Raw genomic sequence first — 21,731 nt, 5'->3', positions numbered from 1 at the left:
ACCGCACAAGGCCAAAGATGGTGGAAGCGAGCAACAGTCAGCGTGTCGAGCCGAAGCAGGAACGCTGTCGCCGATCGTCAGGCCGTGCCACCCACCGTCAACCCCTCGATACGCAGCGTAGGCTGGCCCACGCCCACGGGTACGCTCTGGCCTTCCTTGCCGCAGGTGCCTACGCCGCTGTCAAGGCGCATGTCGTTACCGATCATGGTGACTTTCTTGAGCGACTCGGGGCCGCTGCCGATGATGGTCGCGCCTTTCACGGGGTATTGGATCTTGCCGTTTTCCACCCAGTAGGCTTCGCTGGCCGAGAACACGAATTTTCCCGAGGTAATGTCCACCTGTCCGCCGCCGAAGTTGCTGGCGTACAGGCCCTTCTTGATGCTGCCGATGATTTCCTGCGGGTCCTTGTCGCCGCCCAGCATGTAGGTGTTGGTCATGCGCGGCATGGGAATGTGGGCATAGCTCTCGCGGCGACCGTTGCCGGTGGGTGCCACACCCATCAGGCGCGCGTTGAGCGAATCCTGGATGTAGCCCTTCAAGATGCCGTCCTCGATCAGCACATTGCGCTGGCTGGCGTGGCCCTCGTCGTCCACGTTGAGCGATCCACGGCGGTCGGCGATGGTGCCGTCGTCCAGCACCGTCACGCCCTTGGCCGCCACGCGTTGGCCGATGCGGCCGCTGAATGCGCTCGAGCCCTTGCGGTTGAAGTCGCCTTCCAGCCCGTGGCCAATGGCTTCGTGCAGCAGGATGCCGGGCCAGCCCGACCCCAGCACCACCGTCATCTCACCCGCAGGGGCGGGGCGCGATTCGAGGTTGACCAGGGCCGCATTCACGGCCTCGTCCACGTACTTGCCCATCTGCTCGTCGTCAAAATAGGCCAGGCCGAAACGACCACCGCCGCCCGCCGAACCCATTTCGCGGCGGCCATTCTGCTCGGCGATCACTGTGACCGACAGGCGCACCAGCGGGCGCACATCGGCCGCCAGGGTGCCGTCGGCACGGGCCACCAGCACCACGTCGTATTCGCTCGCCAGCCCTGCCATGACCTGCGCCACGCGCGGGTCCTTGGCGCGGGCGCGCTGCTCCAGCTTTTCCAGCAAGGCCACCTTGGCGGTGCTGTCGAGCGAGGCTATGGGGTCCACGCCGGGGTACAGGCTGCGGCCTGCCGCTACTTTTTTAGGAGCTACTCGCGATTTACCCGCCTGCGCTGCGGCCGAAATAGACCTTACAGTTCGGGCTGCGTCCAACAAGGACGCCTCGGAGATGTCGTCCGAATAGGCAAACGCCGTCTTCTCGCCGCTCACCGCGCGCACACCCACACCCTGGTCGATGCTGAAGGAACCAGTCTTGACGATGCCCTCTTCGAGGCTCCAGCCCTCGCTGCGGGTGTACTGGAAGTACAGGTCGGCATCGTCCACCTTGTGGGTGCGGATCTCGGCCAGTGCCCGTGCCAGATGGCTTTCGTCAAGCCCGAAAGGGGTCAGCAACAATTCGCGAGCGACATCGATGCGCTGGCTGGTGGCCGCACGCTGGGGCGCGGCAGTGGTGGAGCGGAAAGTCATCGGGGCATTTTAGGCGCGCAGCCCCACCCTGCCGGACAAGGGGGCACATGCCCCTATGCCTCAAAGCGCCCACGCAAAGCGTCAGGCCGTCGTCTGGTCGTCCAGCGCGGCCTGGGGTGCATGGGTCTGCACCGACTCGATACCGGCATCGCGCGCCTTGGCACCGGAATACATCTGGCTTTGGCCGATCACCTGGCCATTGCCCGCCTTGAGCGTGAAATAGGGCGATCCATCCTTGGCGCTCAGGCGACCGAACCGGCCATCATCGGGAGCGTTCTTGCGCACGGATTCGATGCCGTTCAGTGCACTGGCCCGTGATTCGTACATCTCGCTGGTGAGGATGATCTGGCCATTGGAGGCCAACAGGTTGAAGACAAATTTATCGTTCTTCGACTTCTTCAGCTCGAACTTCGCCGCCATAGGGAATCCCTCCGGTTGCATAGGCCAAGGCACAGTTGGCCTGCCGGTTTGTACCCTCTTGCCGCCCTGCACGCAACGCCTGGGTAAAGACCCTGGAAGGTGTTCCTGATCTCCCAGCGGAGCCTATGGCTATAGGGCAGGCCGAGCGTCCTTGGGGTCCTGCTTCTGGGCCCGGGCCACCGACATCAGGATGCCCAGCGCCAGGCCCAGGGTGACCATGGCGGTGCCGCCATAACTGATGAAAGGCAGCGGCACGCCCACCACGGGCAGGATGCCGCTGACCATACCCATGTTCACAAAGGCATAGGTGAAAAAGATCATCGAGACCGCCCCGGCCATCAGGCGTCCGAACAGGCTGGTGGCCCCTGCGGCGATGGCCAGGCCGCGCCAGACCAGCATCAAAAAGCAGACCAGCAGAAACAGGTTGCCTGCCAGCCCGAACTCCTCGGAGAACGCGGCAAAGATGAAGTCGGTGGTGCGCTCGGGGATGAACTCCAGATGGGTCTGCGTACCCGCCATGAAACCCTTGCCCCACATGCCACCCGAGCCGATGGCGATCATGCCCTGGATGATGTGGAACCCCTTGCCCAGCGGGTCGCGTGTGGGGTCGAGCAGGGTGCAGATGCGCTGCTGCTGGTAGTCGTGCAGCACCGACCAGCGCACGCCGTCCGCGCACAACTGGTCCCCCAGCAACACCAGGGCCAGGATGCCCACGCCCCCCAGCACCACCGGTGGCAGCACCAGTTTCCAAGAGAGCCCGGCAAAGAAGATCACGGACAGGCCAGCTGCCAGAACCAGTAGCGACGTACCCAGATCGGGCTGCTTCATGATCAGCCCCACCGGAACGGCCAGCAGCAGCCCTGCCGCCGCAAAGTCGAGCGGGCGTAAGGTGCCCTCGCGTTTCTGGAACCACCAGGCCAGCATCAGGGGCATGGCAATTTTCAGGATCTCGCTGGGCTGGATGACGATGCCCACATTGATCCAGCGCGTCGCCCCTTTTTTGGTGATGCCAAACAGCGCCACCGCCAAGAGCAGCGCCACGCCAGCCGCATACAGCGGCACAGCGAACAGCATGATTTTCTGGGGCGGCACCTGGGCCACCATGAACAAAATGGCACCCGCAATGAGCATGTTGCGCCCATGGTCCGAAAACCGTGTGCCGTGGTCGTAGCCCGATGAATACATGGCCACCAGCCCGGCGCAGGCGAGCAACGCCACCACCAGCATGAGCGGCAGGTCAAACCCGCGAAACAGGGGAAGAAAACGCTGGGCGAGCGAGGGCTTTTCAAAAACAACGGCCATCGCGGGATTATCGCGGCCCTTGGGGCCGCGCCACCGTCACCCCGCCTGGCGGAAGGCCATCACCGCCTGGTTGCGCAGGGTGCGCAGCAGGCCCAGGGCCTTGTCGTCCACCACGATGCCCCCTGCCGTGGACTGGTCGGCATAGATAAGCGCAAACGTCTGCCCCTTGATCTGCAGCGGAAGCAGCAAGAACGAGGGGGCATTGAGCCCCGCGCGGTACCACTCGGGCAGGCGGGCCTGCATCTTGGGCTCCGTCGCGTCGTTGATGAGCGTATCGGCACCGCGCAGGCAGACGGCGGCAAACAGGTCGCCCGGCGCCTTGAGCGGGACTTTCATGGCACGCACGGCGGCATCGCTACCCTCGCCCAGGCCAAAGCGGCCGGTCAGCAAATCGGTGCGTGCCTCACGCAGGCAAAACACCATGCGCCGAAACCCCAGCGCGCGGAACATGGTCTCCAGGATCATGCGCAACACGTCGTTGAGCTGAAAACTCTCGACCATGGCATTGGTGATGTCCTGGATGCCCGCTGCCAGCACTTCGTTGACCTGCGCGACCGACACGGCGCCGCTGGCCTGCGACTCCAGCACCGCTGGCAAGGGCTGGGTTTCGCTGGCCCGCAGCTCGTGCGAGCCCAGGGCGTCATCCTGCGCGGGCCCGGCACCGGCCGCCGGGGGCAGCTGCAGCAGCCGCGCCGCAGGCGTGCCGGGGGCTACGCGCAGGTCCAGCGCCTCGGCCAGCGCCACCAGCTTGTGGCGGGCGCGCAAAGTGCCCTCCGAAATCGCTGCGGCAGACAGCGCCAGGGTGCGGGAGTAGCGGGTGCCGATCTGGCCCAGGTGGGCTTCCAGCGACGCGGCATCGCTCGCCAGCAGGGTGCTGGCCACCTCATTGGCAGCCATTGCCACCCAGCGCAGGCGCTCCACCCCCTGCTCCGGCGCACGTTGCATGGGCGAGCCCAGGGGCTTGCGCATGCAGCGCTGCAGGCTCTCGGGCAGCCCCCAGACGCGGGCCACGCCCACCCCCAGGTCCTCGAAGCCCAAGCCCAGCACCTGCAGCGCGGCCGACTCTTCGCCCCCCTCCACGCGGCCAGTCTCCATCAGGGCGCGCACCTGGCGCGCCTCTTCCGGAAAATAGAACTCGCACAACATGCGGCCCAGGTTCTGGAACATCGCGCCAATGAAGGCCTCTTCAGCCGCCTGGCCGGGCTCGCACAGCTCCGCCGCCACAGAGCCAGCCATCATGGCGCGCAAAAACTCCTCGCGCATCTGGCTTGCATGGGCCTTGTCCTGCATGTGGTCCAGCAGCACCAGGCTGAGTGCCATGTTGCGCACGGCGTTGAAGCCCACCAGGCTCACGGCCCGCGACACGGTGCTGATGGTGCCCCGGCCCGCATGCGCGAAATGCACGCTGTTGACCAGGCGCAGCAACTTGTTGGTGAGCGCCACATCCTTGAGGATCTCGTGTGTGAGATCGCTGATGCTGTCGTCCTCGGAGTTGGCCACGCGCTGGATGCGCGCCACCGAGTCCGACAGCGCCGGAAAGTCGCTCTTGTGGCGCATGCGCCGCAGCAGGAAGTCGAGCGTGGCATTGCTGGCGGCCGTGGGCGCGCTGGCCGGAGCGGCCCAGGCACGCAAGGCATCGCGAAACTCCGCCGCCGACGGATAGCGCTGGCCCGGCTCGCGCGCCATCGCACGTTGCAAAATGGCCCGCAGGGCGTCGTCCACGCCCGGCCCCAGGTCTTCCGGCAGCACCAGGGTTTCGTTTGCAACGCGGTACAGCGCCTGCCAGGCGTCTTTCTGGTGGATCAGTGGCCGGCCCGTGAGCAGCTCCACCAGCACCAGGGCGGCCGAATACACATCCATGGCCGGTGCAGGGGCCGCCCCGGCCGCCGCCTCGGGCGCGAGGTACGCCGGGGTACCACTGGCCAGTTGCGAATCCGGCACAGCCTGCACCGGCGCCGCCATGCCAAAGTCCATCACCCGCGCGTGGCGCTGGGTGTCGATCATGATGTTGGAAGGCTTGAGGTCGCGGTGCACGATGCCGGCCTGGTGTGCGGCCTGCAGGCCATCCAGCACATCCACCATCAGCGCCACTGCGTCGTGCGGCGTGCAGCGCCCCTGCTGCGCCAGATGCTCGGCCAGCGTCTTGCCTGGAACGTACTCGAACACGATGTAGGGCTGGCGGCCCTGCACATCGGCCTCAAACACCGGAACGATGAAGGGGTGCGCCAGACGCCCCACATGCCGGGCTTCGCGCAGCCAGTGCTCCAGCACCGACGGGTCCTGGTCCTCCACGGGGCGCATGAGCTTGATGGCCACCTCGCGCTGCAGGCGCGGGTCCAGCGCCAGCCACACGGTGGCCTGGGCGCCCCGGCCCAGCAGCTTTTTCAGTTCAAAGCGGCCCAGCGACGTGGGAGGCTTGTCGGTGGATCCCAAAGCCCAGCGTTTGGCGGTGGAAAGCGGGGCAAAATCAGTCATGGTGGGGATCAAGGCAGCGGGCCCACCGCGTGGTGCCCATGCCATGCATCTTATGTCTCGGCCACCCCTTTCACAGCAGTGATTCCCCTGCCCTGTCGTTTTCCCCCTCCATGACCACCACCCACCTTCTGTACCTTCACGGCTTTCGCTCTTCGCCCCAGTCTGCCAAGGCGCGGCAGATGGCCGCGCAGGTGGCGCAGCACCACCCGGGTGTCACCTTCTGGTGCCCCCAGCTGCCGCCCTCCCCCAAAGCGGCGATGGAACTGGTCGCGCAGGGCATTGCCCCGTGGCGCGGAGCAGCAATGGCGGTGATCGGCTCCTCGCTCGGTGGCTTTTACGCCAGCTGGGTGGCGCAGCACAAGGGCTGCCCCAGCGTGATGCTCAATCCGGCCGTGCACCCGGCGCGTGACCTTGCGCGGTACATCGGCGAGCAGACCACCTGGCACGACCCAGCGGAGCGGTTTTACTTCCAGCCTGAATACATTGACGAGCTGCACGCGCTGGACACCACAGGCCAGCCGCCGGCAGCGCCCGAGATGGCCATCATTGCCAAGGGCGACGAGGTGCTGGACTGGCGTGAAATGGTGGCGCGCTACCCGCAGGCGCGGTTGGTGGTGCAGGAGGGGGGAGAACACGCCCTCGCCAATTTCAGCGACTACCTGCCCCAGGTGACGGAGTTCCTGGCTCTGGCCTGACATCGCCCGGGCGCCGGGGGCACCAGCGCATCAGAACCTCTTCAACGTGCCTGGGATGCCCGGGTGCCACCCGCCCCCATCCAGCGGGCATAGTCGTCCGGGTAGGCTGCACGGTAGCGCTTCATGTGGAAAGCCGCTTCGTCGTCCTTGCCCAGCATCACGGCACTTTCAACCAGCACTTCAATGACGCGGGGCTCGGGGGAGTAATGCAGCAGTTCCTGGGCCAGGGCGTTCATGCGCGCTGCGTTGTCGCGTGTCAGCCCCGTGGTGGTCAGGCGCGCAAAGTCCAGCGGGCCCGAAAACAGCAGCGAATGGGACACCTTGGCCTGCGTGTCCTCACGGTACGCGGCAGCCCGCTGCGCACCGGGCTTGTAAAGCTGGCTCACGCGGTGGTAGTCCCAGGCGGCAAGGCCGCAGGCACCCAGGACTGCCAGGGCGGCCACCAGCGCAGCAGCCCCCGCAGGCCACGCGCGCCCATCCCATGCTTCGTCGCGCCGGGGCCAGACCAGGATCGCCACCGAGAGCAAGGCCACCACCTGGAACGGCCCGTACCACAGCGGGTATTCCAGCATGCTGTGCAGTCCGATGAGCGCCAGCACGCCCCAGGCCAGCTGGCGCACGGGTTCGGTTTCGCGCCAAGGCCGGGCCCACAGGCACCCTGCCACGACGACCCCGCACAACGCCACGGCAGCGGGCAGGCCCAGCTCTACGGCCAGGTGCAGGGGCAGGTTGTGCGCGTTGTCCAGCAGCACACAAAAGCGCTCGCCCGGGAACAGCGTGATGTAGTGTGCGTAGTCCAGTTCGCCCCAGCCCCAGCCCAGCCACGGTTTCTGCGCAATCAGGGTGAGCACGTTGGACCACAGCACCCGCCGACTGGTGCAGCTGTGCGATCCGTCCGTAAAACGGTGGAACAAGGCATCTGCGCGCACGCCCTGGAACCTCCAGAGCGCCTCGGGCAGCACCCAGGCGGCCACCAGAAAAACCGCAAACCCTGCGATACCCAGGCGCAGCGCCTCCCCACGGCCCGCGCCACGCCACACGACCAGAAGCACCAGGACAAGCAGCCACTGCACCACCACGGTCCGCGACGCTGTGGCGGCCCCGCCCACGGCGATCCACATCAGCGCCACGGCGGTCAGCACGCCCCACACGCCGGAGGAAGGTGCGCGGCCTGGGCTGGCCGCCCCGGCCAAGTCCGCGTTGCCTTGTGGACGGGCATGCAGCGTCCACCACAGCCAGGCCCACGCCCCCAGGCTGAGCAGGGTGGCCTGCTGGTTGCGCTGGCGCAGGTTGCCCACCGCCTGGCCCGGCACCGAAGCGTGAATCCAGGGCCCCAGGCCGACATCGCCAGCAAGGTACTGCACCAGCCCGATGACGCTGGCCACCAGCGCGGCCAGCCCCAGCCCACCCGCCAGCAGCCAACCCCAGCCCGCAGGCCCCCTGCGCTGCGCGACCCCGGCACGTGCCCACCCGGCTGCCAGCAGCAAAAGCACCGCCCCACACACCCAGGACGCGATCAGCGGCCAGAAGTTGGCGATTGGGGAGTCAGTGACGGCAAACAGAAACGGCAAAGCCACTGCGAGCATGGCCAGCGGAACGGCAATGGCATCAAAAAACATGTCGAAAGAACCGGGCCATCGTGCAAAGCCCTGGATCATAGGGGCAGGCCCGGGGCCGTCGGACCGGCTCGGCACCCATGGGACAATGCCGCCCATGCACGCATTGTTTGAAGAAGCCGGCAAGTTCATGGCCGGTCGTATCCTGTCCGAAGCCGATACATCCGCCCAGGTTGAGCTCGACTCGGGCAAGCGGGTCAAGGTCAAGGCCGCCAACATCCTCCTGAAATTCGAGAAACCCTCGCCTGCCGACTTGATTGCCCAGGCCCAGGCCGTGGCCGAAACCATTGAGCTGGACCTGGCCTGGGAGTTCGCGCCCGAAGACGAGTTCGGCTTTGCCGACCTGGCGCGGGACTATTTCTCTGAAAACGCCACCCTGGCCCAGCAGGCCGGTGCGCTGTTCCGCTTGTACGACGCCCCGCACTACTTCCGCCGTGCGGGCAAGGGCCGGTTCAAGAAGGCATCGGCCGAGATCCTGCAGCAGGCGTTGGCCGCCATCGAGAAGAAAAAGGCCATCCTCGCGCAGATCGACGAATGGGCCGCCGCGCTGGGACGGGGCGAATGCCCGCAGCCCATCCGCGACCAGCTTTACAAGATCCTGTTCAAGCCCGACAAGAACGCGCCCGAGTACAAGGCCGTGGTGGACGCCAGCCGCGCCACGCACACCGCGCCGCTCGACCTGCTGCAAAAGGCGGGCGCCATCGATTCGGCCTACCAGTTCCACTGGAAGCGCTTCTTGTTCGAGAACTTCCCCAAGGGCACAGGCTTTCCCGCCGTCACCGCACCCGCCATTGCGGACGAGCTGCCGCTGTCCACCGCGCAGGCGTATTCCATCGATGACTCGCAGACCACCGAAATCGACGATGCGCTGTCGGTGCAGGGCCTGGGCACGGGCACCGTGGTGCTGGGCATCCACATCGCCGCGCCGGGTCTGGCCATCCAGCCGGGCAGCGCCATCGACCAATTGGGCCGTGCGCGCCTGTCCACGGTGTACATGCCGGGCTACAAGATCACCATGCTGCCCGACGACGTGGTGCAGACCTACACGCTGGACGAAGGCCGCGCCAACCCGGCCGTGTCGCTGTACGTCACCATCGACGAAGCCACGCTGGAATTCAAAAGCTCTGAAACCAAACTGGAGCGCGTGCACGTGGTCGCCAACCTGCGCCACGACCAGCTCGACAGCGTGGTGACCGAAGAATGGCTCTCCAACCCGGCGTTCGAGCATCAAAACGACTCCCAGCGCTTGTCTGACCTGCGCCCCCAGCTATCATTTTTGCACCGCCTTGCCAAGGACCTCAAAGCCCGCCGCGAAGTGGTGCGTGGCAAGCCCGAGAACTTCAACCGGCCGGACTACAACTTCCGCCTGGTCGGCAACAACGGTGCCGAGCCCACGGGCGATGAACAAGTGCAGATCAGCGTGCGCCAGCGCGGCGCGCCGCTCGACCTGATCGTGGCCGAGGCCATGATCGTGGCCAACAGCACCTGGGGCAGCTGGATGGCCGAGCTGGGAGTGCCCGGCATCTACCGCAGCCAGGCCAGCATGGCGCCCGGCGTGAAGGTGCGGATGGGCACCAAGGCGCTGCCGCATGCGGGCATCGGCGTCAAAGCGTATTCGTGGGCCACGTCGCCCCTGCGCCGCTACACCGACCTGGTCAACCAGTGGCAAATCATTGCCTGCGCCCGCCACGGCAAGACCGCTGCGCTGGCCGCGCCTTTCAAGCCCAAGGATGCCGACCTGTTCTCCATCATCAGCAGCTTTGACGGCGCCTACAGCGCCTACAACGGCTACCAGGCGGGCATGGAACGGTTCTGGACGCTCAAATATGTAGAGCAGAACGGCATCACCGAGCTCAACGCCACCGTCTTCAAGGAAGGCCCGGGCGGCAGCTTCCTCGTTCGTGCAGACGATATTCCGCTGGTCTTCCCCGTGCTGGGCGCGCAGAACCTGCCGCGCGGCGCGCGCCTGAAGGTCAAGCTGGGCGAGGTGGACGAGATCACCCTCGATATCCATGGCACCGTGATCGAGCGCCTGGATGACCCGGCCGACACCAGCGACGACGGCCCGGTGGACGATGCCGAGGACGACGATACCGTGGCCGGACCGATTGCCATTGCAGTGGACGTGAACGAGGCACCCGCCGAAGCCGCTGCGGCAGCACCAGCCGCCTGATTCCCCCTGACAGCCCCTGATAATTGCTGGCGATGAAACTCCCTGCCTTCCTCCGCACCTTCAGCACGCTGCAGCTCGCGTTGGGCATCTCGGTGGCCGTGCATGCCGCGCTCATCTCGGTGCGTTTCATCGACCCCGAGGGCTTCAACCGCGTGTTCCAGGACACGCCGCTCGAAGTCATCCTGGTCAACGCCAAGTCCAACGAGCGCCCCGACAAGGCCCAGGCGATTGCCCAGGCCAACCTGGCCGGCGGCGGCGATGCCGAGAAGGGCCGCGCCACCAGCCCCCTGCCCTACACCGCGCTGACCACGGTGGGCGACGACTACGAAGAAGCCCAGCGCAAGATGGACGCGATGCAGGAGCAGCAGGCGCAATTGCTGGCCCAGTTGCGCAAGCAGCTGGCCACCATGCCCGAGCCCGATCCGCGCCAGGCCAGCCAGAGCGCCGAGCAGGCCAACGAGCAGGAAAAGCGCCGCCAGCTCGTCAAGCTGCTCGCCGAGATCGAAAAGCGCATCAATGAAGAAAACTCGCGCCCCAAGAAGCGCTACATCAGCCCCGCCACGCGCGAAGAGGCCTACGCCATCTATTACGACGGCCTGCGCCGCAAGGTGGAAGACAAGGGCACCGAAAACTTCCCCGAACAGGGCGGCAAGAAGCTGTATGGCGAGCTGACCATGATCGTCACCGTCAACCACGACGGCCGCGTGCTCGACACCGAGGTGGTGCAAGGCTCGGGCAACCCCACGCTGGACCGGCGCGCCGAGGCGATTGCCCGGGCTGCCGGCCCGTTTGGCGCGTTTGGCGCCGACATGCGCAAGAAGGCCGACCAGATCGCCATGGTGGCGCGCTTCAAGTTCACGCGCGATCAGACGCTGGAGACCAGCGTCCGCTAGTCGCCACCAGGCCCTGCCCGCGGCGGCCCTGCCAACCCGCCTTTTTTCATACCGCACGATTTTTTACCCATGAGCCAAGCCGCCGACCTGTACTGCGTGATGGGCAATCCGGTGGCGCACAGCCGCTCCCCCGCCATCCACGCCCGCTTTGCCGAACTGACGGGTGAGCACATCGCCTACGAACGCCGCCTGGTGCCCATGGATGGTTTTGCCCAGGGCGTGCGCGACTTTGTGGCCCAGGGTGGGCGCGGTTGCAACGTGACGGTGCCGTTCAAAACCGACGCACCACTTCTCGCCACCGAATGCAGCGAGCGCGTGCAGCTGGCCGGTGCGGCCAACACCCTCACCTTCCGCGCCGACAGCAGCATCTATGCCGACAACACCGACGGCCTGGGCCTGGTGGCCGACATCACGCGCAACGCGGGTGTGTCGCTGGCGGGGCGCGATGTGCTGCTGGTGGGCGCCGGTGGCGCCGCTGCGGGCGTGCTGGGCCCGTTGTTGCTGGCAGGAGCCCGCCACATCACGGTGGCCAACCGCACGCTGGCCAGGGCGCAGGCCCTGGTGCAGTCGCACAGTGCGCTTGCATTGCTACAAAAATCAGAGCTTATTGCGCTTACTCCACAAGCGCTAGAGGCCAATTTTGATGTCATTATCAATGCCACGGCCAGCAGCCTGGCCGGTGCCGAAGTGCCGGTATCCGCCAGCGTGCTGCGCCCCGGTTGCCTGGCCTACGACATGATGTATGGCCCCGCCGCGCAGGGTTTTCTGGATTGGGCCCGCCAACACGGCGCCGTTCCGCGTGACGGCCTGGGCATGCTGGTCGAGCAAGCCGCAGAAGCCTTCTTGCTGTGGCGCGGCGTGCGCCCGCCGTCGGCCCAGGTGCTGCAGGAAATGCAGCAGGCCAACTCATCCAAATAACAACACCCCACACGAGGAGACACACCGCGATGAAAGCCGTGCTGCGCTGGCTGGGACTGGTGGTGCTCGCCTTCGTGGCGCTGCAGCTGTTCTTTGTGGTCCGTATCGCGGCCATGGTGGTCATCGACCCCGAAACCACCAGCTTTCAGCGCTCCGAGGCCTGGACGCTGCTCACCACCAAAGGCAACGTCCCCTGGCGCCAGCAGTGGATGCCCTACGCCAGCATCTCCGACCAGCTCAAGCGCGCCGTGATCGCCTCGGAAGACGATGGCTTTGTGAGCCACGACGGCGTGGACTGGAACGCCATCGAAAAAGCCTGGGAGCGCAACGCAAAGGCCGAGGCCCTGGCCAACAAAGCCCAGGCCCGAGCCCCCGACCGCCCCGTGCGCGCCCCCAAGATCCGTGGCGGCTCCACCATCACGCAGCAACTGGCCAAGAACCTGCTGCTATCCGGCGAACGCACGCTGCTGCGCAAGGGGCAGGAATTTGTACTCACGCTGCTGCTGGAGCAGCTGCTGAGCAAGCAGCGCATCCTGGAGATTTATCTGAACAGCGTGGAATGGGGCGAAGGCGTGTTCGGCGCCGAGGCGGCCGCGCAGCACTACTTCCGCAAAAGCGCCTCGCGCCTGAGCGCCACGGAAGCCGCGCGGCTGGCGGTAATGCTGCCTGCACCCAAGCGGTTTGAGAAGACACCGGGGTCGGCGTATCTGGCGGGAAGGACGCGGACGATTTTGGGTCGGATGGGGAGTGCGGAGCTGCCGTGAAGGATCCAGTGCTCAACGGAAGGATTTGCTGATGATATTCACGCGAGCCGAGCGTTGGGTGGCCGCCGCAAACATCGCACTGGTTGTTGTCTTTAGCGCCTGGAGCCTCGGGGTCGCCTATGGCGAGATTCCACTTTCAGCATGCTGTGGCGTTCCGAGCTATGTCGAGGCCGTGCTGGCAACACTGAACTTCCCTTCGTGGTTGCCCTCCGCACTTGCCGCGAAAGCTCTCTATGGTCAGGACTTCACCGCATTCATTGCCTTCAAGCAACTGGTGTGGATCACCCTCTGCGGGCCGCAATGGTGGGCCTACATCTCCATCTATCGGTTTTTGAGAAATCGGCGACGCTCCTCTCCGTAGCAGTACCTCGGCATCAGTCTGGGGAGCAAATTGCCAAGCTAAAAGCGTCTACCCCCTTCGCGCTAGCAGCAGCGTTACTGGTTCCTCCGGCCGTAAAGTCACCTGCAACTTCGGCACACACACCGCCACCCCCTCCGGCAACCGCAGCCGGTACCGCTGCAGCAACATAGCCGCCAGCAGCGTCATCTCCAGCATCGCAAAGTGCTGCCCAATACAGACGCGTGGCCCCATTCCAAACGGTATCCACGCGCCTCTGGGGATGGCCGGGGCGTCATCCAGAAAACGCTCCGGCACAAAGCGGTCGGCCTGGGCAAACCAGCGTTCATCCCGGTGCAGCACCCAGGGCGTGATGCGCAGCATGGCGCCCTGGGGCACCTCCACGCCGCCCAGCGTGATGGGTGCGGTGGTGCGCCGGGTCATCAGCGCGGCAATGGGCGGGTACAGGCGCAGCGCCTCCTTGAGGGTTGCGGCCAGAAAGGGCAACCGGGCAAGGTGCTCGGGGCCGGGCGTCTGGCCCGGGGGCAGCACGCTGTCCACCTCGGCCTGTGCGCGTTGCGCGGCCTCGGGGTGTTCGGCCATCAGGCGGCTCCACCACAGCAGCGTGGTGGCGCTGGTCTCGTGCCCGGCCTGGAAGCTGACCATGCACTGGTCGAACACTTCCTGCGGCGACAGCGGCTCGCCGGTGGATTCGTCGCGCAGCGCCAGCAGCATGTGCAGCAGGTCAGTGCGTGGCGGGGCGCCTGCTGAATCTGCCGCATCCCGGCTGCGCGCACCGATGTGGCGCTGCACCAGCCCCTTGAGTGCCTTGAGCGCGCGCCGCTTGGCGGCCTTGCCGGGCAGGGGCAGCCAGTCGGGCAGCGTGAAGGGCATGAACATTTCTCGGAAGGCTGTCTCCGACAGCGTCTGCGTGGCCCAGGCGGCATCGCACGCGTCGGCCTGGGCCGATTCGCTGAACAGCGTGCGCAGGATCACGTCCATGGCCACATCGGTCCAGAGCATGTCCATGGGCACCAACGCTTCGGCCTGGCCAGCGGGCACGGCGGCGTCGAGCGCGCTGCGGGCAGCATCGGTCATGAGCTGCGCGTAGCCCGCCACGCGTTTGGGGGTAAAAGCAGGCATCAGCATGCGGCGCTGGCGCTGCCAGGTGTCGCCCTCGGTCACCAGCACGCTCTGGCCGAACACCTGCTCGAACACGGCGATGCCGCGCTCCCAGCGGATCAGGTGGTCTGCGTGGGTGACCAGCGCCTCGCGCACGAGGTCGGGCGACAGGAGGTCCCAGGCATCTTCATTAACCAGGCGCATGCGGGTGAGGTCGCCATGGTCGCGCTGCAGGCGGGTGACGAAGCCCAGGTAATCGGCACGCATCTCCTGCAACAAGGGCAGGCCCCACCAGCGGCTGGGCGGGCCACCGGGCTCGGGGTGCCGGGCTGGCGCAAGCTGCGCAGAGGGGGGAGGTGTTGCGGGCTTCGATGGGGCAGTGGTGGTTGCGTGGTTCATGGTGCGGATGGTGCGGCGCAGCAGCGGGCAGGTATTGAACGAATTCGACATCGCCCCTGGCCTACACTCGCGCCCCATGGCAACCCTGGTCCCACCTTCCGCACGGCATCCGCAGGGGCTGATCCCCTCGGGCCAGCTGTGGCTTCCGTGCGCCAGCCTGTCGGCCTGCCTGCGCGGCACCATGGTGCGCAGCACACTCGGCTACACGCTCACGGATGAGCAACGCATCAACCGCTTTCCGGCCACACCCCTTTGCAGCCTGAGCTGGTGGTTTGAAGGCCGCAGCGAAGCCCTGGTGGCAGACCGCCCCGACACCCAGCCCGGCCTGCAGAGCCCGCGCGAGGCGTATCCCGGCCGCTGGGTGCTGGCGGGCCCCCAGACCCGGCCCAGCGCCAGCTATTGCGCAGCGCCCACCCACGCCATGATGGTGATGTTCATGCCCGACGCGCTGCACCAGCTCACCGGCCTGGAGCCCGAGGCGCTGACTGACCGTTTCGTGGATGCGCAAACCGTGCTGCCACCCGACTGGATCGCGATGTGCGAAGCCGTGCAGCACCAGCCGGGCGATGCCGCCCGCATGGACTGCCTGGAGGCGTTTCTGGAACCCCGCTGGCAAGCCTGCCGTCCGGCGCAGGCGCTGCAGGTGCAGCGCTACGGTGACTGGGCCATGCACCTCGCGCAGCGCGCCGCTGTATCGGCTCCCGGCCGCAGCCTGCGCCAGCTGGAGCGCCGCATCAAGCGCTGGGCCGGGCTGCCGCTGCGCGAGCTGCGCGGCTTTGGCAAGGCCGAGCAGGCGTTTTTCGACACCATCGCTTCGGACGCCGCGAAGGGTACCGTGAAATGGGCCGACGTGGCGGCAGGCGCGGGCTTCTCGGACCAGTCGCACCTGTGCCGCGTCACGCGGCGCATCACCGGCTATGCCCCACAGGCGCTGTACGACGGCATCTACGGCGACGAGGCGTTCTGGGCATATCGCATCTGGGTGTAGTGGCCAGGGTAGCTGCAGCCGCCCGGCTGGGGCCCGCCACAGTACACGCCCGACAGGGCACACCCGCCACGTATCATCCCCGCCATGCTTGCCAAGTTGATGAGTTTCCTTCTGCTGGGGATCGTGCGGTTTCTGACCGGTTCCCAGGCCCGCTGGTACGGCTGCCCGCCCAAGGCCGAGCAGCGCATTTATTTCGCCAATCACCAGAGCCACGCCGACATGGTGCTGATCTGGGCGGCGCTGCCCGAGGAGCTGCGCAGCATCACGCGGCCCATTGCCGCCAAGGACTACTGGACCAAGACGCCGTTCCGCCAGTGGATCACCACCGCCGTGTTCAACGCCGTGTATGTAGACCGTCAGGCCACGCCTGCGCGGCCCCCGGCTCCCCTGGCGGCGGAGCCGGTGGGCGTGCTGGAGGCCCTTGCCACCGCCGCCAGCGACGCGGACACCGCCATGGCGGGCGGCCCCGATCCGTCGCCCGAAGCCCCGCCCCGCGCGCCCACCCCCGAGGAGCTGCGCGCAGCCCTGCCCGAGTCCGACCCGCTGGCCCCGCTGGTGCGTGCGCTGGAGAGCGGAGACTCCATCGTGATCTTTCCCGAAGGCACGCGCGGCCATGGCGACGAGCCGCAGCCGTTCAAGTCGGGCCTGTTCAAGCTGGCGCAAATGTTCCCGCAGGTGGTGCTGGTGCCCGCCTGGATCAACAACGTGCAGCGCGTGATGCCCAAGGGCGAAGTGGTGCCAGTGCCCATCCTGTGCTCAGTGACTTTTGGAGAGCCCGTGCAGCTGGAGGCAGGTGAAGAGCGTCGCCCGTTCCTCGACCGGGCACGCCGTGCAGTCATCGCGCTAAGGGAAGTCTGAACATGAACAACTTCCTCCGCAATTTGACTGCCACCCAGCAGGTCGGTGCCCTGTTCCTGGTGATGTTTGGCATCCTGTCCGTCGTCACCATCTGGGCCTTCGTACGCAATCTGCGTGAACACGCCAGCGACGACCCTGAGTCCGAAGCCCGCATTCTCGAAGCCAAGCGTTTCTGGGGGCTGCTCAAAACATCCTGGATGATGGCTTCCGTCTTCTGGATTGGCTGGGTGCTGGGCGACACGGTAGCCACCGTGCTGTTTGCCATCGTGGGGTTTTTTGCGCTGCGCGAGTTCATCACGCTCTCGCCCACGCGGCGTGGCGACCACCGCAGCCTGGTGCTGGCGTTTTTTGTGGTGCTGCCGCTGCAGTTCTGGATCGTGGGCAGCAAGCACTTTGACCTGTTCACGGTGTTCATCCCCGTCTACGTGTTCCTCGCCCTGCCCGTGGTGAGTGCGCTGGCCAACGACCCGCAGCGTTTTCTGGAGCGCAACGCCAAGCTGCAGTGGGGCATCATGGTCTGCGTGTACGGCATGAGCCACGTGCCCGCGCTGCTGCTGCTGGACTTTCCGGGCTACCGCGACAAGGGCGCGTTTCTGGTGTTTTTCCTGGTGTTTGTGGTGCAGACCTGCATGCTGGTGCAGCACCTGCTGGGGCGGCGCTTTCCGCACAAGCCCGTGGCGCCGCAGGTGAGCCAGAGTTTTCAGTGGACGAGCTGGCTGGCCGGTGTGGCGGCCGGGGGGCTGGCCGGAGGGCTGCTCACGTTCATCACCCCGTTCAAGCCCGGCCAGGCGCTCGGGATGGCGCTGCTGGCCTGCGTGGCGGGCAGCCTGGGGCACCTGGTGATGAAGGCCCTGAAGCGCGACCGCGGGATCACCAGCTGGGGCATGCAGGGCATGTCGGTCACCGGTGCGGGTGGCCTGCTCGACCGGGTGGACGCGCTGTGTTTTGCGGCGCCGGTGTTTTTCCATTCGGTGCGCTGGTACTTCGGTCTGTAAATGAACCGACCCAGAAATTTTCAAGAAAATTGGCATCCAGCGCTTTACCAACAAGCGATAGCAGCTATCAAATAGTGAGCAAATGCGCATCTTAGGCATCGACCCCGGCCTGCAGACCACCGGATTTGGCGTGGTAGACATGGACGGCCACAAGCTCAGCTACGTGGCCAGCGGCACCATCCGCACCACCACGCTGGCGCTGGGCGATCTGCCCGGGCGCCTGAAGATCCTGTTCGACGGCATCACCGAAGTGGCGGCCCGCTATGAACCCGATGTGGCCTCGGTCGAGATCGTGTTCGTCAACGTCAACCCCCAGTCCACCCTGCTGCTGGGCCAGGCACGGGGCGCCTGCATCACGGCCCTGGTGGCGAGCAATTTGCCGGTGGCCGAATACACGGCGCTGCAGATGAAAAAAGCCGTGGTCGGCCACGGCCGCGCCGCCAAGAGCCAGGTGCAGGAGATGGTGCGGCGCCTGCTCAGCCTGCCCGGCGTGCCAGGCACCGACGCGGCCGATGGCCTGGGCATGGCCATCACACATGCGCATGCGGGTGCTGCCATGGGGCGGCTGGGCGAAGCCGCCACGCTGAACCGGCGGCAGCATGCGATGTACAAGGGCGGGCGGAGTTACTGAACCATTGGCCTTATGAGCCGCCACAACGCAAGGAGCCTGCGCATGAATTTCGGCATCGTTCTGTTCCCCGACGTCGAAGAACTCGATTTCGTCGGCCCCTGGGAAATGCTCACGATGTGGAGCCGCTACGCCGATGGCCCCCAAAACTGCATGACTGTCGCGCAGACGGCAGCGCCCATCACCTGCGCCAAGGGGCTCTCGGTCAACCCCCACCACGCTTTCGACAACTGCCCACCGCTGGACTACCTGCTCGTCCCCGGTGGCCAGGGCACGCGGCGTGAAGTGGACAACCCGGCCATGCGCGATTTTGTGGCGCGGCAGGCGCAAACCTGCCAGGCCGTGTTGTCCGTCTGCACGGGTGCTTTTGTGCTGCACGCGGCTGGTCTGCTGGGCGGCAAGTGCGCCACCACACATTGGGGGTCCCTGGACCGCCTGCGCGCACTGGGCGATGTGGAGGTTGTGGAGCAGCGCTGGGTACGCGATGGGTCGGTGTGGACGTCCGCCGGGGTATCAGCAGGCATGGACCTGATGCTGGCGTTCATCGCCCATGTAGGCGGCGAAGAAGCCGCAGGCAAGGTGCAATTTGGGGCGGAGTACTACCCTGACGCAAAGGTGTATGGTGATTTCCGGGGTCATCCGCAAGCACCGAGGTACATCCGCAACGGTCCCACGTAAAAAAACCGCGCCCGAAGGCGCGGCCCCACCAGGTATCAAGCTAAAGCCGCAGGCCCACCTTCAGGCCTTCGGGCCTTCAGGTCAGGCCACCTGCGTCTTCATCCGGTCCGCCCGCTCCTTGGGTGACGGATGGGTAGACAAAAAGCTGGTCGAATCCCCGCCCGACATGGCGGCGAGTTTTTCCAGCGCAGTGACGCAAGCGGCGGGCTGGTATCGCTTGGCCTTCATGAAGCCCATGGCGTAGTCGTCAGCCTCGCGCTCGTTGCTTTGCGAATGCTGTGCGCGCACCACTTTCTCGAACAGGTCACCCAGCTGCGAGCTGGCAATGGCACCGGCCTTGCCGTTGCTCGACGCCACGGCATTGCGCAGCGCGCTGGTGCGCAGGGCGGTCTGGATGCGGGCCTTGGTGTGGCCGGCCTTGACGTGGCCGATCTCGTGGCCGATCACATAGCGCACTTCATCGTCGGTGAACTTGTCCATCAAACCCGAATACACCCGGATGGTGCCGTTGGCCATGGCAAAGGCGTTGATCTCGGGCGTGAGGTAGACCTTGAAGTTCATCTTGAGGCCGTCGTGGGTGCCCAGGCCCGAGGTGAGCTTCGTGAGGCGCTTGGCATAGGGGTTTCCTGCCGGGGCCACCTGGTTCTGGCTGTCCATCTCGGCGGACATATGGTCGAACGTGCTCTTGAGTTCCTCGTCCGACAGGCTCTCGGACTTGGCCAGGTCCTTGCCTGCATCCAGCATCTTGCCCAGGTCAAACTGCGCCCACACGGGTGATACGGCGCTCACGCCGGAAGCCAGGGTTACGAGCGTCAACAATTTACGGCGGTCCATGGGGGTTCCCTCTCTGACGTGGTCAGCTTCTTGATTGGTCTTGAATCGATGGATCGATTGTGTTTTTGCGCAACCAACTGCAAGCAATGGTTGGCGCGCGCCGAAGGATAGCCACGCCAACGGCGTTTCTCGCTGGCGGCCGTGTCTTCAGATGTAAGAACTGTGTGCCGATGCTGGCGGGCGGGCCGAAACGGTGGGGGCTGGGCGAGGTTGCGGCGCCGGAAATCTTCGCAGAATTCAGACAAAAATGGCCTCAGCGCTTGTGCATCAGGCGTTTTAAGCTATCAAAAACAGAGCGACCATTCACACAGCGCCGACTGGCCCTGGCCGTGCCTGTGTACACCGCGCCCCAAGGTATCAGCGCCCCAGGCCCCGCTTGAGTTCCTTGAGCAGCAACAGCACCTGGTTGGACGCATGGCGGCAGCTGCTGTTGAGCAGTTGCACGGCCTTTTGCTGCTCGCCCGCCTGGAACGCAGTCACCACATCGGCCGCCTGCTGGTGAAAGTATTTGTGCCGGGCCACCAGCATGTCGAACGCGGGGTAATGCCCCAGCCGCACGCGCCCCGTTCCATAGAGCCATCGGCCCAGGTCGCAGCGGTCGTCCTGGCAGATGCGTTCGGGCCGCATCACTTCCTGCGAGCGGCCATTGACCATGTCCTGCAGCTGCAGGCGCCAGCGCTCATGGCTGGCAATGGCCGCGTCGATATCGATTTCGGTCATGAGCATGGAGGCGTACTCGGCGTCCAGCACCAATTCGCTGCCGTTGTCTTCCATGGCCCAGGTGGTGTCAGGGCTGGTGGGATCTTGCTCCCGGATCTTGAACAGACGACTGAAAAAACCCATGCTTGGTCCCTGTGGAGGCACCCCGTCCGCCAGCACCAGGAATGGTCCTGCCGGAAATGCCTTGAAACATTCTGTGGGGCGCGCGCGGTTTTGGCTACCAAAAAATGACCTCTTGGTAAAAACCGTGCGCGTCAACCCTTCTGGCCCTGCCAGCTCTGCCCCGGTAGCCAGCAGCAATGTGGCCAGGGCCAGACAATGCACGGATGACTCCCAGTGCTCAACGCCCCGCCCTGTCCATGCTCGACCTCGTCGCCGTCCGGGAGGGCGGGACCGTAGCCGATGCGCTGCAGATTGCCCTGCGCACCGCGCAACATGCTGAAAAGCTAGGTTTTGCCCGTTACTGGCTGGCAGAGCACCACAACATGGCGGGCATTGCCAGCTCAGCCACCGCCGTGCTGGTGGGCCACATTGCCGGTGGTACCTCGCGCATCCGTGTGGGTTCTGGCGGCGTGATGCTGCCCAACCACGCGCCTCTGGTGGTGGCCGAGGCCTTTGGCACCCTGGCCGAGCTGTACCCGGGCCGCATCGACCTGGGACTGGGCCGCGCGCCGGGCACGGACCCCACCACCATGCGCGCACTGCGCCGCAGCCGGGTGGAGACAGCCGATGATTTTCCGCAGGACGTCGCAGAGTTGCAGCGCCTGCTGGCCCCGGCCGAACCAGGCCAGCGCCTGATCGCCATGCCCGGTGCGGGCACGAACGTGCCGATCTGGCTGCTGGGCTCCAGCCTGTTTTCGGCGCAACTGGCGGCGGAGCGCGGGCTGCCATATGCCTTTGCCTCGCACTTTGCCCCGCGCCTGCTGCACCAGGCCATTGACCTGTACCGCAACCTGTACCGGCCGTCCGCCGCCTGGCCCCAGCCCTATGTGGTGATCGGGGTGCCGTTGATCGCAGCGCCCACGGATGAAGAAGCGGAGTTTCTGGCCAGCAGCACCTACCAGCGGGTGCTGGGCATTCTGACCGGCGACCGGCGCCGCCTGCTGCCGCCCGTTGAGAACTACGCCGCGCAGCTGCAGCCCCAGGAGCGCGCCGCGATTGGCGACTTTCTGGCCGCTGCCGTGATCGGCGGGCCGGACACGGTGCGCGCGGGCCTTGCACAGCTCACCGAAGCCACCGGGGCCAATGAGCTGATGCTGGTGAGCGATGTCTACGACCCAGCACTGCGCCTGCGCTCGCTGGATGTTGCGGCACAGGCCCACGCCGAAGCGTGGGAAAGCCGCTGAGTGCCTTG

At 66.0% G+C, this 21,731-nt stretch carries 20 protein-coding genes; 12 read left to right on the top strand and 8 right to left on the bottom strand.

Annotated features, from left to right (window positions below):
• Positions 1-77 precede the first annotated feature (77 nt).
• The 4 genes from tldD to ACQ4MJ_RS01155 all read right to left on the bottom strand — a co-directional run bounded on the left by tldD (position 78) and on the right by ACQ4MJ_RS01155 (position 5,759).
• A complete protein-coding gene (gene tldD, locus ACQ4MJ_RS01170) occupies positions 78-1,562 on the bottom strand; it encodes a metalloprotease TldD (RefSeq protein WP_431150670.1) in 1,485 nt (494 codons plus the stop codon).
• A gap of 81 nt (positions 1,563-1,643) precedes the next feature.
• A complete protein-coding gene (locus ACQ4MJ_RS01165; RefSeq protein ID WP_055394907.1) occupies positions 1,644-1,982 on the bottom strand; it encodes a YegP family protein in 339 nt (112 codons plus the stop codon).
• Positions 1,983-2,111: 129 nt separating this feature from the next.
• Positions 2,112-3,284 (bottom strand): rod shape-determining protein RodA, encoded by a 1,173-nt coding sequence (rodA, locus tag ACQ4MJ_RS01160; protein WP_055394909.1) that lies wholly within the window; start codon positions 3,282-3,284, stop codon positions 2,112-2,114.
• Between the two features lie 36 nt (positions 3,285-3,320).
• A complete protein-coding gene (locus ACQ4MJ_RS01155; RefSeq protein WP_431150672.1) occupies positions 3,321-5,759 on the bottom strand; it encodes a protein kinase domain-containing protein in 2,439 nt (812 codons plus the stop codon).
• Positions 5,760-5,869: 110 nt separating this feature from the next.
• Between ACQ4MJ_RS01155 and ACQ4MJ_RS01150 the strand changes: the two genes are divergently transcribed.
• Positions 5,870-6,454, top strand: a complete 585-nt coding sequence (locus ACQ4MJ_RS01150; RefSeq protein WP_431150674.1) for a YqiA/YcfP family alpha/beta fold hydrolase — start codon at positions 5,870-5,872, stop codon at positions 6,452-6,454.
• A 41-nt stretch (positions 6,455-6,495) separates the two neighbouring features.
• Here the strand turns inward: ACQ4MJ_RS01150 and ACQ4MJ_RS01145 are convergent, their stop codons facing one another.
• Positions 6,496-8,073 (bottom strand): Wzy polymerase domain-containing protein, encoded by a 1,578-nt coding sequence (locus ACQ4MJ_RS01145; RefSeq protein ID WP_431150676.1) that lies wholly within the window; start codon positions 8,071-8,073, stop codon positions 6,496-6,498.
• Between the two features lie 94 nt (positions 8,074-8,167).
• Here ACQ4MJ_RS01145 and ACQ4MJ_RS01140 point away from each other — a divergent pair, with 94 nt between their 5' ends.
• The 5 genes from ACQ4MJ_RS01140 to ACQ4MJ_RS01120 all read left to right on the top strand — a co-directional run bounded on the left by ACQ4MJ_RS01140 (position 8,168) and on the right by ACQ4MJ_RS01120 (position 13,179).
• On the top strand, positions 8,168-10,243 hold the full coding sequence (locus tag ACQ4MJ_RS01140) for a ribonuclease catalytic domain-containing protein (RefSeq protein ID WP_431150678.1): 2,076 nt from the start codon (positions 8,168-8,170) through the stop codon (positions 10,241-10,243).
• A 32-nt stretch (positions 10,244-10,275) separates the two neighbouring features.
• A complete protein-coding gene (locus ACQ4MJ_RS01135) occupies positions 10,276-11,136 on the top strand; it encodes an energy transducer TonB (protein ID WP_055394913.1) in 861 nt (286 codons plus the stop codon).
• A gap of 69 nt (positions 11,137-11,205) precedes the next feature.
• Complete coding sequence (gene aroE / locus ACQ4MJ_RS01130) at positions 11,206-12,054, top strand: shikimate dehydrogenase (protein ID WP_431150680.1); 849 nt, start codon at positions 11,206-11,208, stop codon at positions 12,052-12,054.
• Between the two features lie 29 nt (positions 12,055-12,083).
• Positions 12,084-12,818 (top strand): monofunctional biosynthetic peptidoglycan transglycosylase, encoded by a 735-nt coding sequence (mtgA, locus tag ACQ4MJ_RS01125; protein ID WP_431150682.1) that lies wholly within the window; start codon positions 12,084-12,086, stop codon positions 12,816-12,818.
• 31 nt (positions 12,819-12,849) lie between these two features.
• Positions 12,850-13,179 carry a hypothetical protein gene (locus ACQ4MJ_RS01120; RefSeq protein WP_431150684.1) on the top strand — a complete coding sequence of 110 codons (330 nt, stop codon included), beginning with the start codon at positions 12,850-12,852 and terminating at the stop codon, positions 13,177-13,179.
• Positions 13,180-13,227: 48 nt separating this feature from the next.
• Here ACQ4MJ_RS01120 and ACQ4MJ_RS01115 read toward each other — a convergent pair whose 3' ends face one another.
• Positions 13,228-14,676, bottom strand: coding sequence for a cytochrome P450 (locus tag ACQ4MJ_RS01115; RefSeq protein WP_431150686.1), 1,449 nt, complete (start codon positions 14,674-14,676; stop codon positions 13,228-13,230).
• Between the two features lie 76 nt (positions 14,677-14,752).
• On the opposite strand from ACQ4MJ_RS01115, the gene ACQ4MJ_RS01110 reads away from it, so the two are divergent.
• The 5 genes from ACQ4MJ_RS01110 to ACQ4MJ_RS01090 all read left to right on the top strand — a co-directional run bounded on the left by ACQ4MJ_RS01110 (position 14,753) and on the right by ACQ4MJ_RS01090 (position 18,823).
• Entirely contained in the window at positions 14,753-15,664 is a 912-nt protein-coding gene (locus ACQ4MJ_RS01110; protein ID WP_431150688.1) for an AraC family transcriptional regulator, read from the top strand.
• An 84-nt stretch (positions 15,665-15,748) separates the two neighbouring features.
• Complete coding sequence (locus tag ACQ4MJ_RS01105; protein ID WP_121508584.1) at positions 15,749-16,522, top strand: lysophospholipid acyltransferase family protein; 774 nt, start codon at positions 15,749-15,751, stop codon at positions 16,520-16,522.
• 2 nt (positions 16,523-16,524) lie between these two features.
• Complete coding sequence (locus ACQ4MJ_RS01100; protein WP_055395967.1) at positions 16,525-17,517, top strand: phosphatidate cytidylyltransferase; 993 nt, start codon at positions 16,525-16,527, stop codon at positions 17,515-17,517.
• 82 nt (positions 17,518-17,599) lie between these two features.
• Positions 17,600-18,148: a crossover junction endodeoxyribonuclease RuvC gene (gene ruvC / locus ACQ4MJ_RS01095; RefSeq protein ID WP_055395965.1), complete on the top strand. Its 549-nt coding sequence runs from the start codon at positions 17,600-17,602 to the stop codon at positions 18,146-18,148.
• A 42-nt stretch (positions 18,149-18,190) separates the two neighbouring features.
• Entirely contained in the window at positions 18,191-18,823 is a 633-nt protein-coding gene (locus ACQ4MJ_RS01090) for a DJ-1/PfpI family protein (protein WP_431150689.1), read from the top strand.
• A gap of 81 nt (positions 18,824-18,904) precedes the next feature.
• On the opposite strand, the gene ACQ4MJ_RS01085 is transcribed toward ACQ4MJ_RS01090, so the two are convergent.
• Together ACQ4MJ_RS01085 and ACQ4MJ_RS01080 are read right to left on the bottom strand one after the other, a co-directional pair.
• On the bottom strand, positions 18,905-19,657 hold the full coding sequence (locus tag ACQ4MJ_RS01085) for a M48 family metallopeptidase (protein ID WP_431150691.1): 753 nt from the start codon (positions 19,655-19,657) through the stop codon (positions 18,905-18,907).
• A gap of 357 nt (positions 19,658-20,014) precedes the next feature.
• Positions 20,015-20,500, bottom strand: a complete 486-nt coding sequence (locus tag ACQ4MJ_RS01080; RefSeq protein WP_055395973.1) for a CZB domain-containing protein — start codon at positions 20,498-20,500, stop codon at positions 20,015-20,017.
• Positions 20,501-20,703: 203 nt separating this feature from the next.
• Between ACQ4MJ_RS01080 and ACQ4MJ_RS01075 the strand changes: the two genes are divergently transcribed.
• A complete protein-coding gene (locus tag ACQ4MJ_RS01075) occupies positions 20,704-21,723 on the top strand; it encodes an LLM class flavin-dependent oxidoreductase (RefSeq protein ID WP_431150693.1) in 1,020 nt (339 codons plus the stop codon).
• Positions 21,724-21,731: the final 8 nt, after the last annotated feature.

It is taken from the genome of Acidovorax facilis, from assembly GCF_050626955.1.
Taxonomy (GTDB): domain Bacteria; phylum Pseudomonadota; class Gammaproteobacteria; order Burkholderiales; family Burkholderiaceae_C; genus Acidovorax; species Acidovorax facilis.
This window is presented reverse-complemented; position numbering and strand designations above follow the sequence as displayed.

What these genes read in the sequence shown, in the direction of transcription:
- tldD (WP_431150670.1), bottom strand. Translation starts at nt 1,562, where the DNA reads ATGACTTTCCGCTCCACCACTGCCGCGCCCCAGCGTGCGGCCACCAGC.
- ACQ4MJ_RS01165 (WP_055394907.1), bottom strand. Translation starts at nt 1,982, where the DNA reads ATGGCGGCGAAGTTCGAGCTGAAGAAGTCGAAGAACGATAAATTTGTC.
- rodA (WP_055394909.1), bottom strand. Translation starts at nt 3,284, where the DNA reads ATGGCCGTTGTTTTTGAAAAGCCCTCGCTCGCCCAGCGTTTTCTTCCC.
- ACQ4MJ_RS01155 (WP_431150672.1), bottom strand. Translation starts at nt 5,759, where the DNA reads ATGACTGATTTTGCCCCGCTTTCCACCGCCAAACGCTGGGCTTTGGGA.
- ACQ4MJ_RS01150 (WP_431150674.1), top strand. Translation starts at nt 5,870, where the DNA reads ATGACCACCACCCACCTTCTGTACCTTCACGGCTTTCGCTCTTCGCCC.
- ACQ4MJ_RS01145 (WP_431150676.1), bottom strand. Translation starts at nt 8,073, where the DNA reads ATGTTTTTTGATGCCATTGCCGTTCCGCTGGCCATGCTCGCAGTGGCT.
- ACQ4MJ_RS01140 (WP_431150678.1), top strand. Translation starts at nt 8,168, where the DNA reads ATGCACGCATTGTTTGAAGAAGCCGGCAAGTTCATGGCCGGTCGTATC.
- ACQ4MJ_RS01135 (WP_055394913.1), top strand. Translation starts at nt 10,276, where the DNA reads ATGAAACTCCCTGCCTTCCTCCGCACCTTCAGCACGCTGCAGCTCGCG.
- aroE (WP_431150680.1), top strand. Translation starts at nt 11,206, where the DNA reads ATGAGCCAAGCCGCCGACCTGTACTGCGTGATGGGCAATCCGGTGGCG.
- mtgA (WP_431150682.1), top strand. Translation starts at nt 12,084, where the DNA reads ATGAAAGCCGTGCTGCGCTGGCTGGGACTGGTGGTGCTCGCCTTCGTG.
- ACQ4MJ_RS01120 (WP_431150684.1), top strand. Translation starts at nt 12,850, where the DNA reads ATGATATTCACGCGAGCCGAGCGTTGGGTGGCCGCCGCAAACATCGCA.
- ACQ4MJ_RS01115 (WP_431150686.1), bottom strand. Translation starts at nt 14,676, where the DNA reads ATGAACCACGCAACCACCACTGCCCCATCGAAGCCCGCAACACCTCCC.
- ACQ4MJ_RS01110 (WP_431150688.1), top strand. Translation starts at nt 14,753, where the DNA reads ATGGCAACCCTGGTCCCACCTTCCGCACGGCATCCGCAGGGGCTGATC.
- ACQ4MJ_RS01105 (WP_121508584.1), top strand. Translation starts at nt 15,749, where the DNA reads ATGCTTGCCAAGTTGATGAGTTTCCTTCTGCTGGGGATCGTGCGGTTT.
- ACQ4MJ_RS01100 (WP_055395967.1), top strand. Translation starts at nt 16,525, where the DNA reads ATGAACAACTTCCTCCGCAATTTGACTGCCACCCAGCAGGTCGGTGCC.
- ruvC (WP_055395965.1), top strand. Translation starts at nt 17,600, where the DNA reads ATGCGCATCTTAGGCATCGACCCCGGCCTGCAGACCACCGGATTTGGC.
- ACQ4MJ_RS01090 (WP_431150689.1), top strand. Translation starts at nt 18,191, where the DNA reads ATGAATTTCGGCATCGTTCTGTTCCCCGACGTCGAAGAACTCGATTTC.
- ACQ4MJ_RS01085 (WP_431150691.1), bottom strand. Translation starts at nt 19,657, where the DNA reads ATGGACCGCCGTAAATTGTTGACGCTCGTAACCCTGGCTTCCGGCGTG.
- ACQ4MJ_RS01080 (WP_055395973.1), bottom strand. Translation starts at nt 20,500, where the DNA reads ATGGGTTTTTTCAGTCGTCTGTTCAAGATCCGGGAGCAAGATCCCACC.
- ACQ4MJ_RS01075 (WP_431150693.1), top strand. Translation starts at nt 20,704, where the DNA reads ATGACTCCCAGTGCTCAACGCCCCGCCCTGTCCATGCTCGACCTCGTC.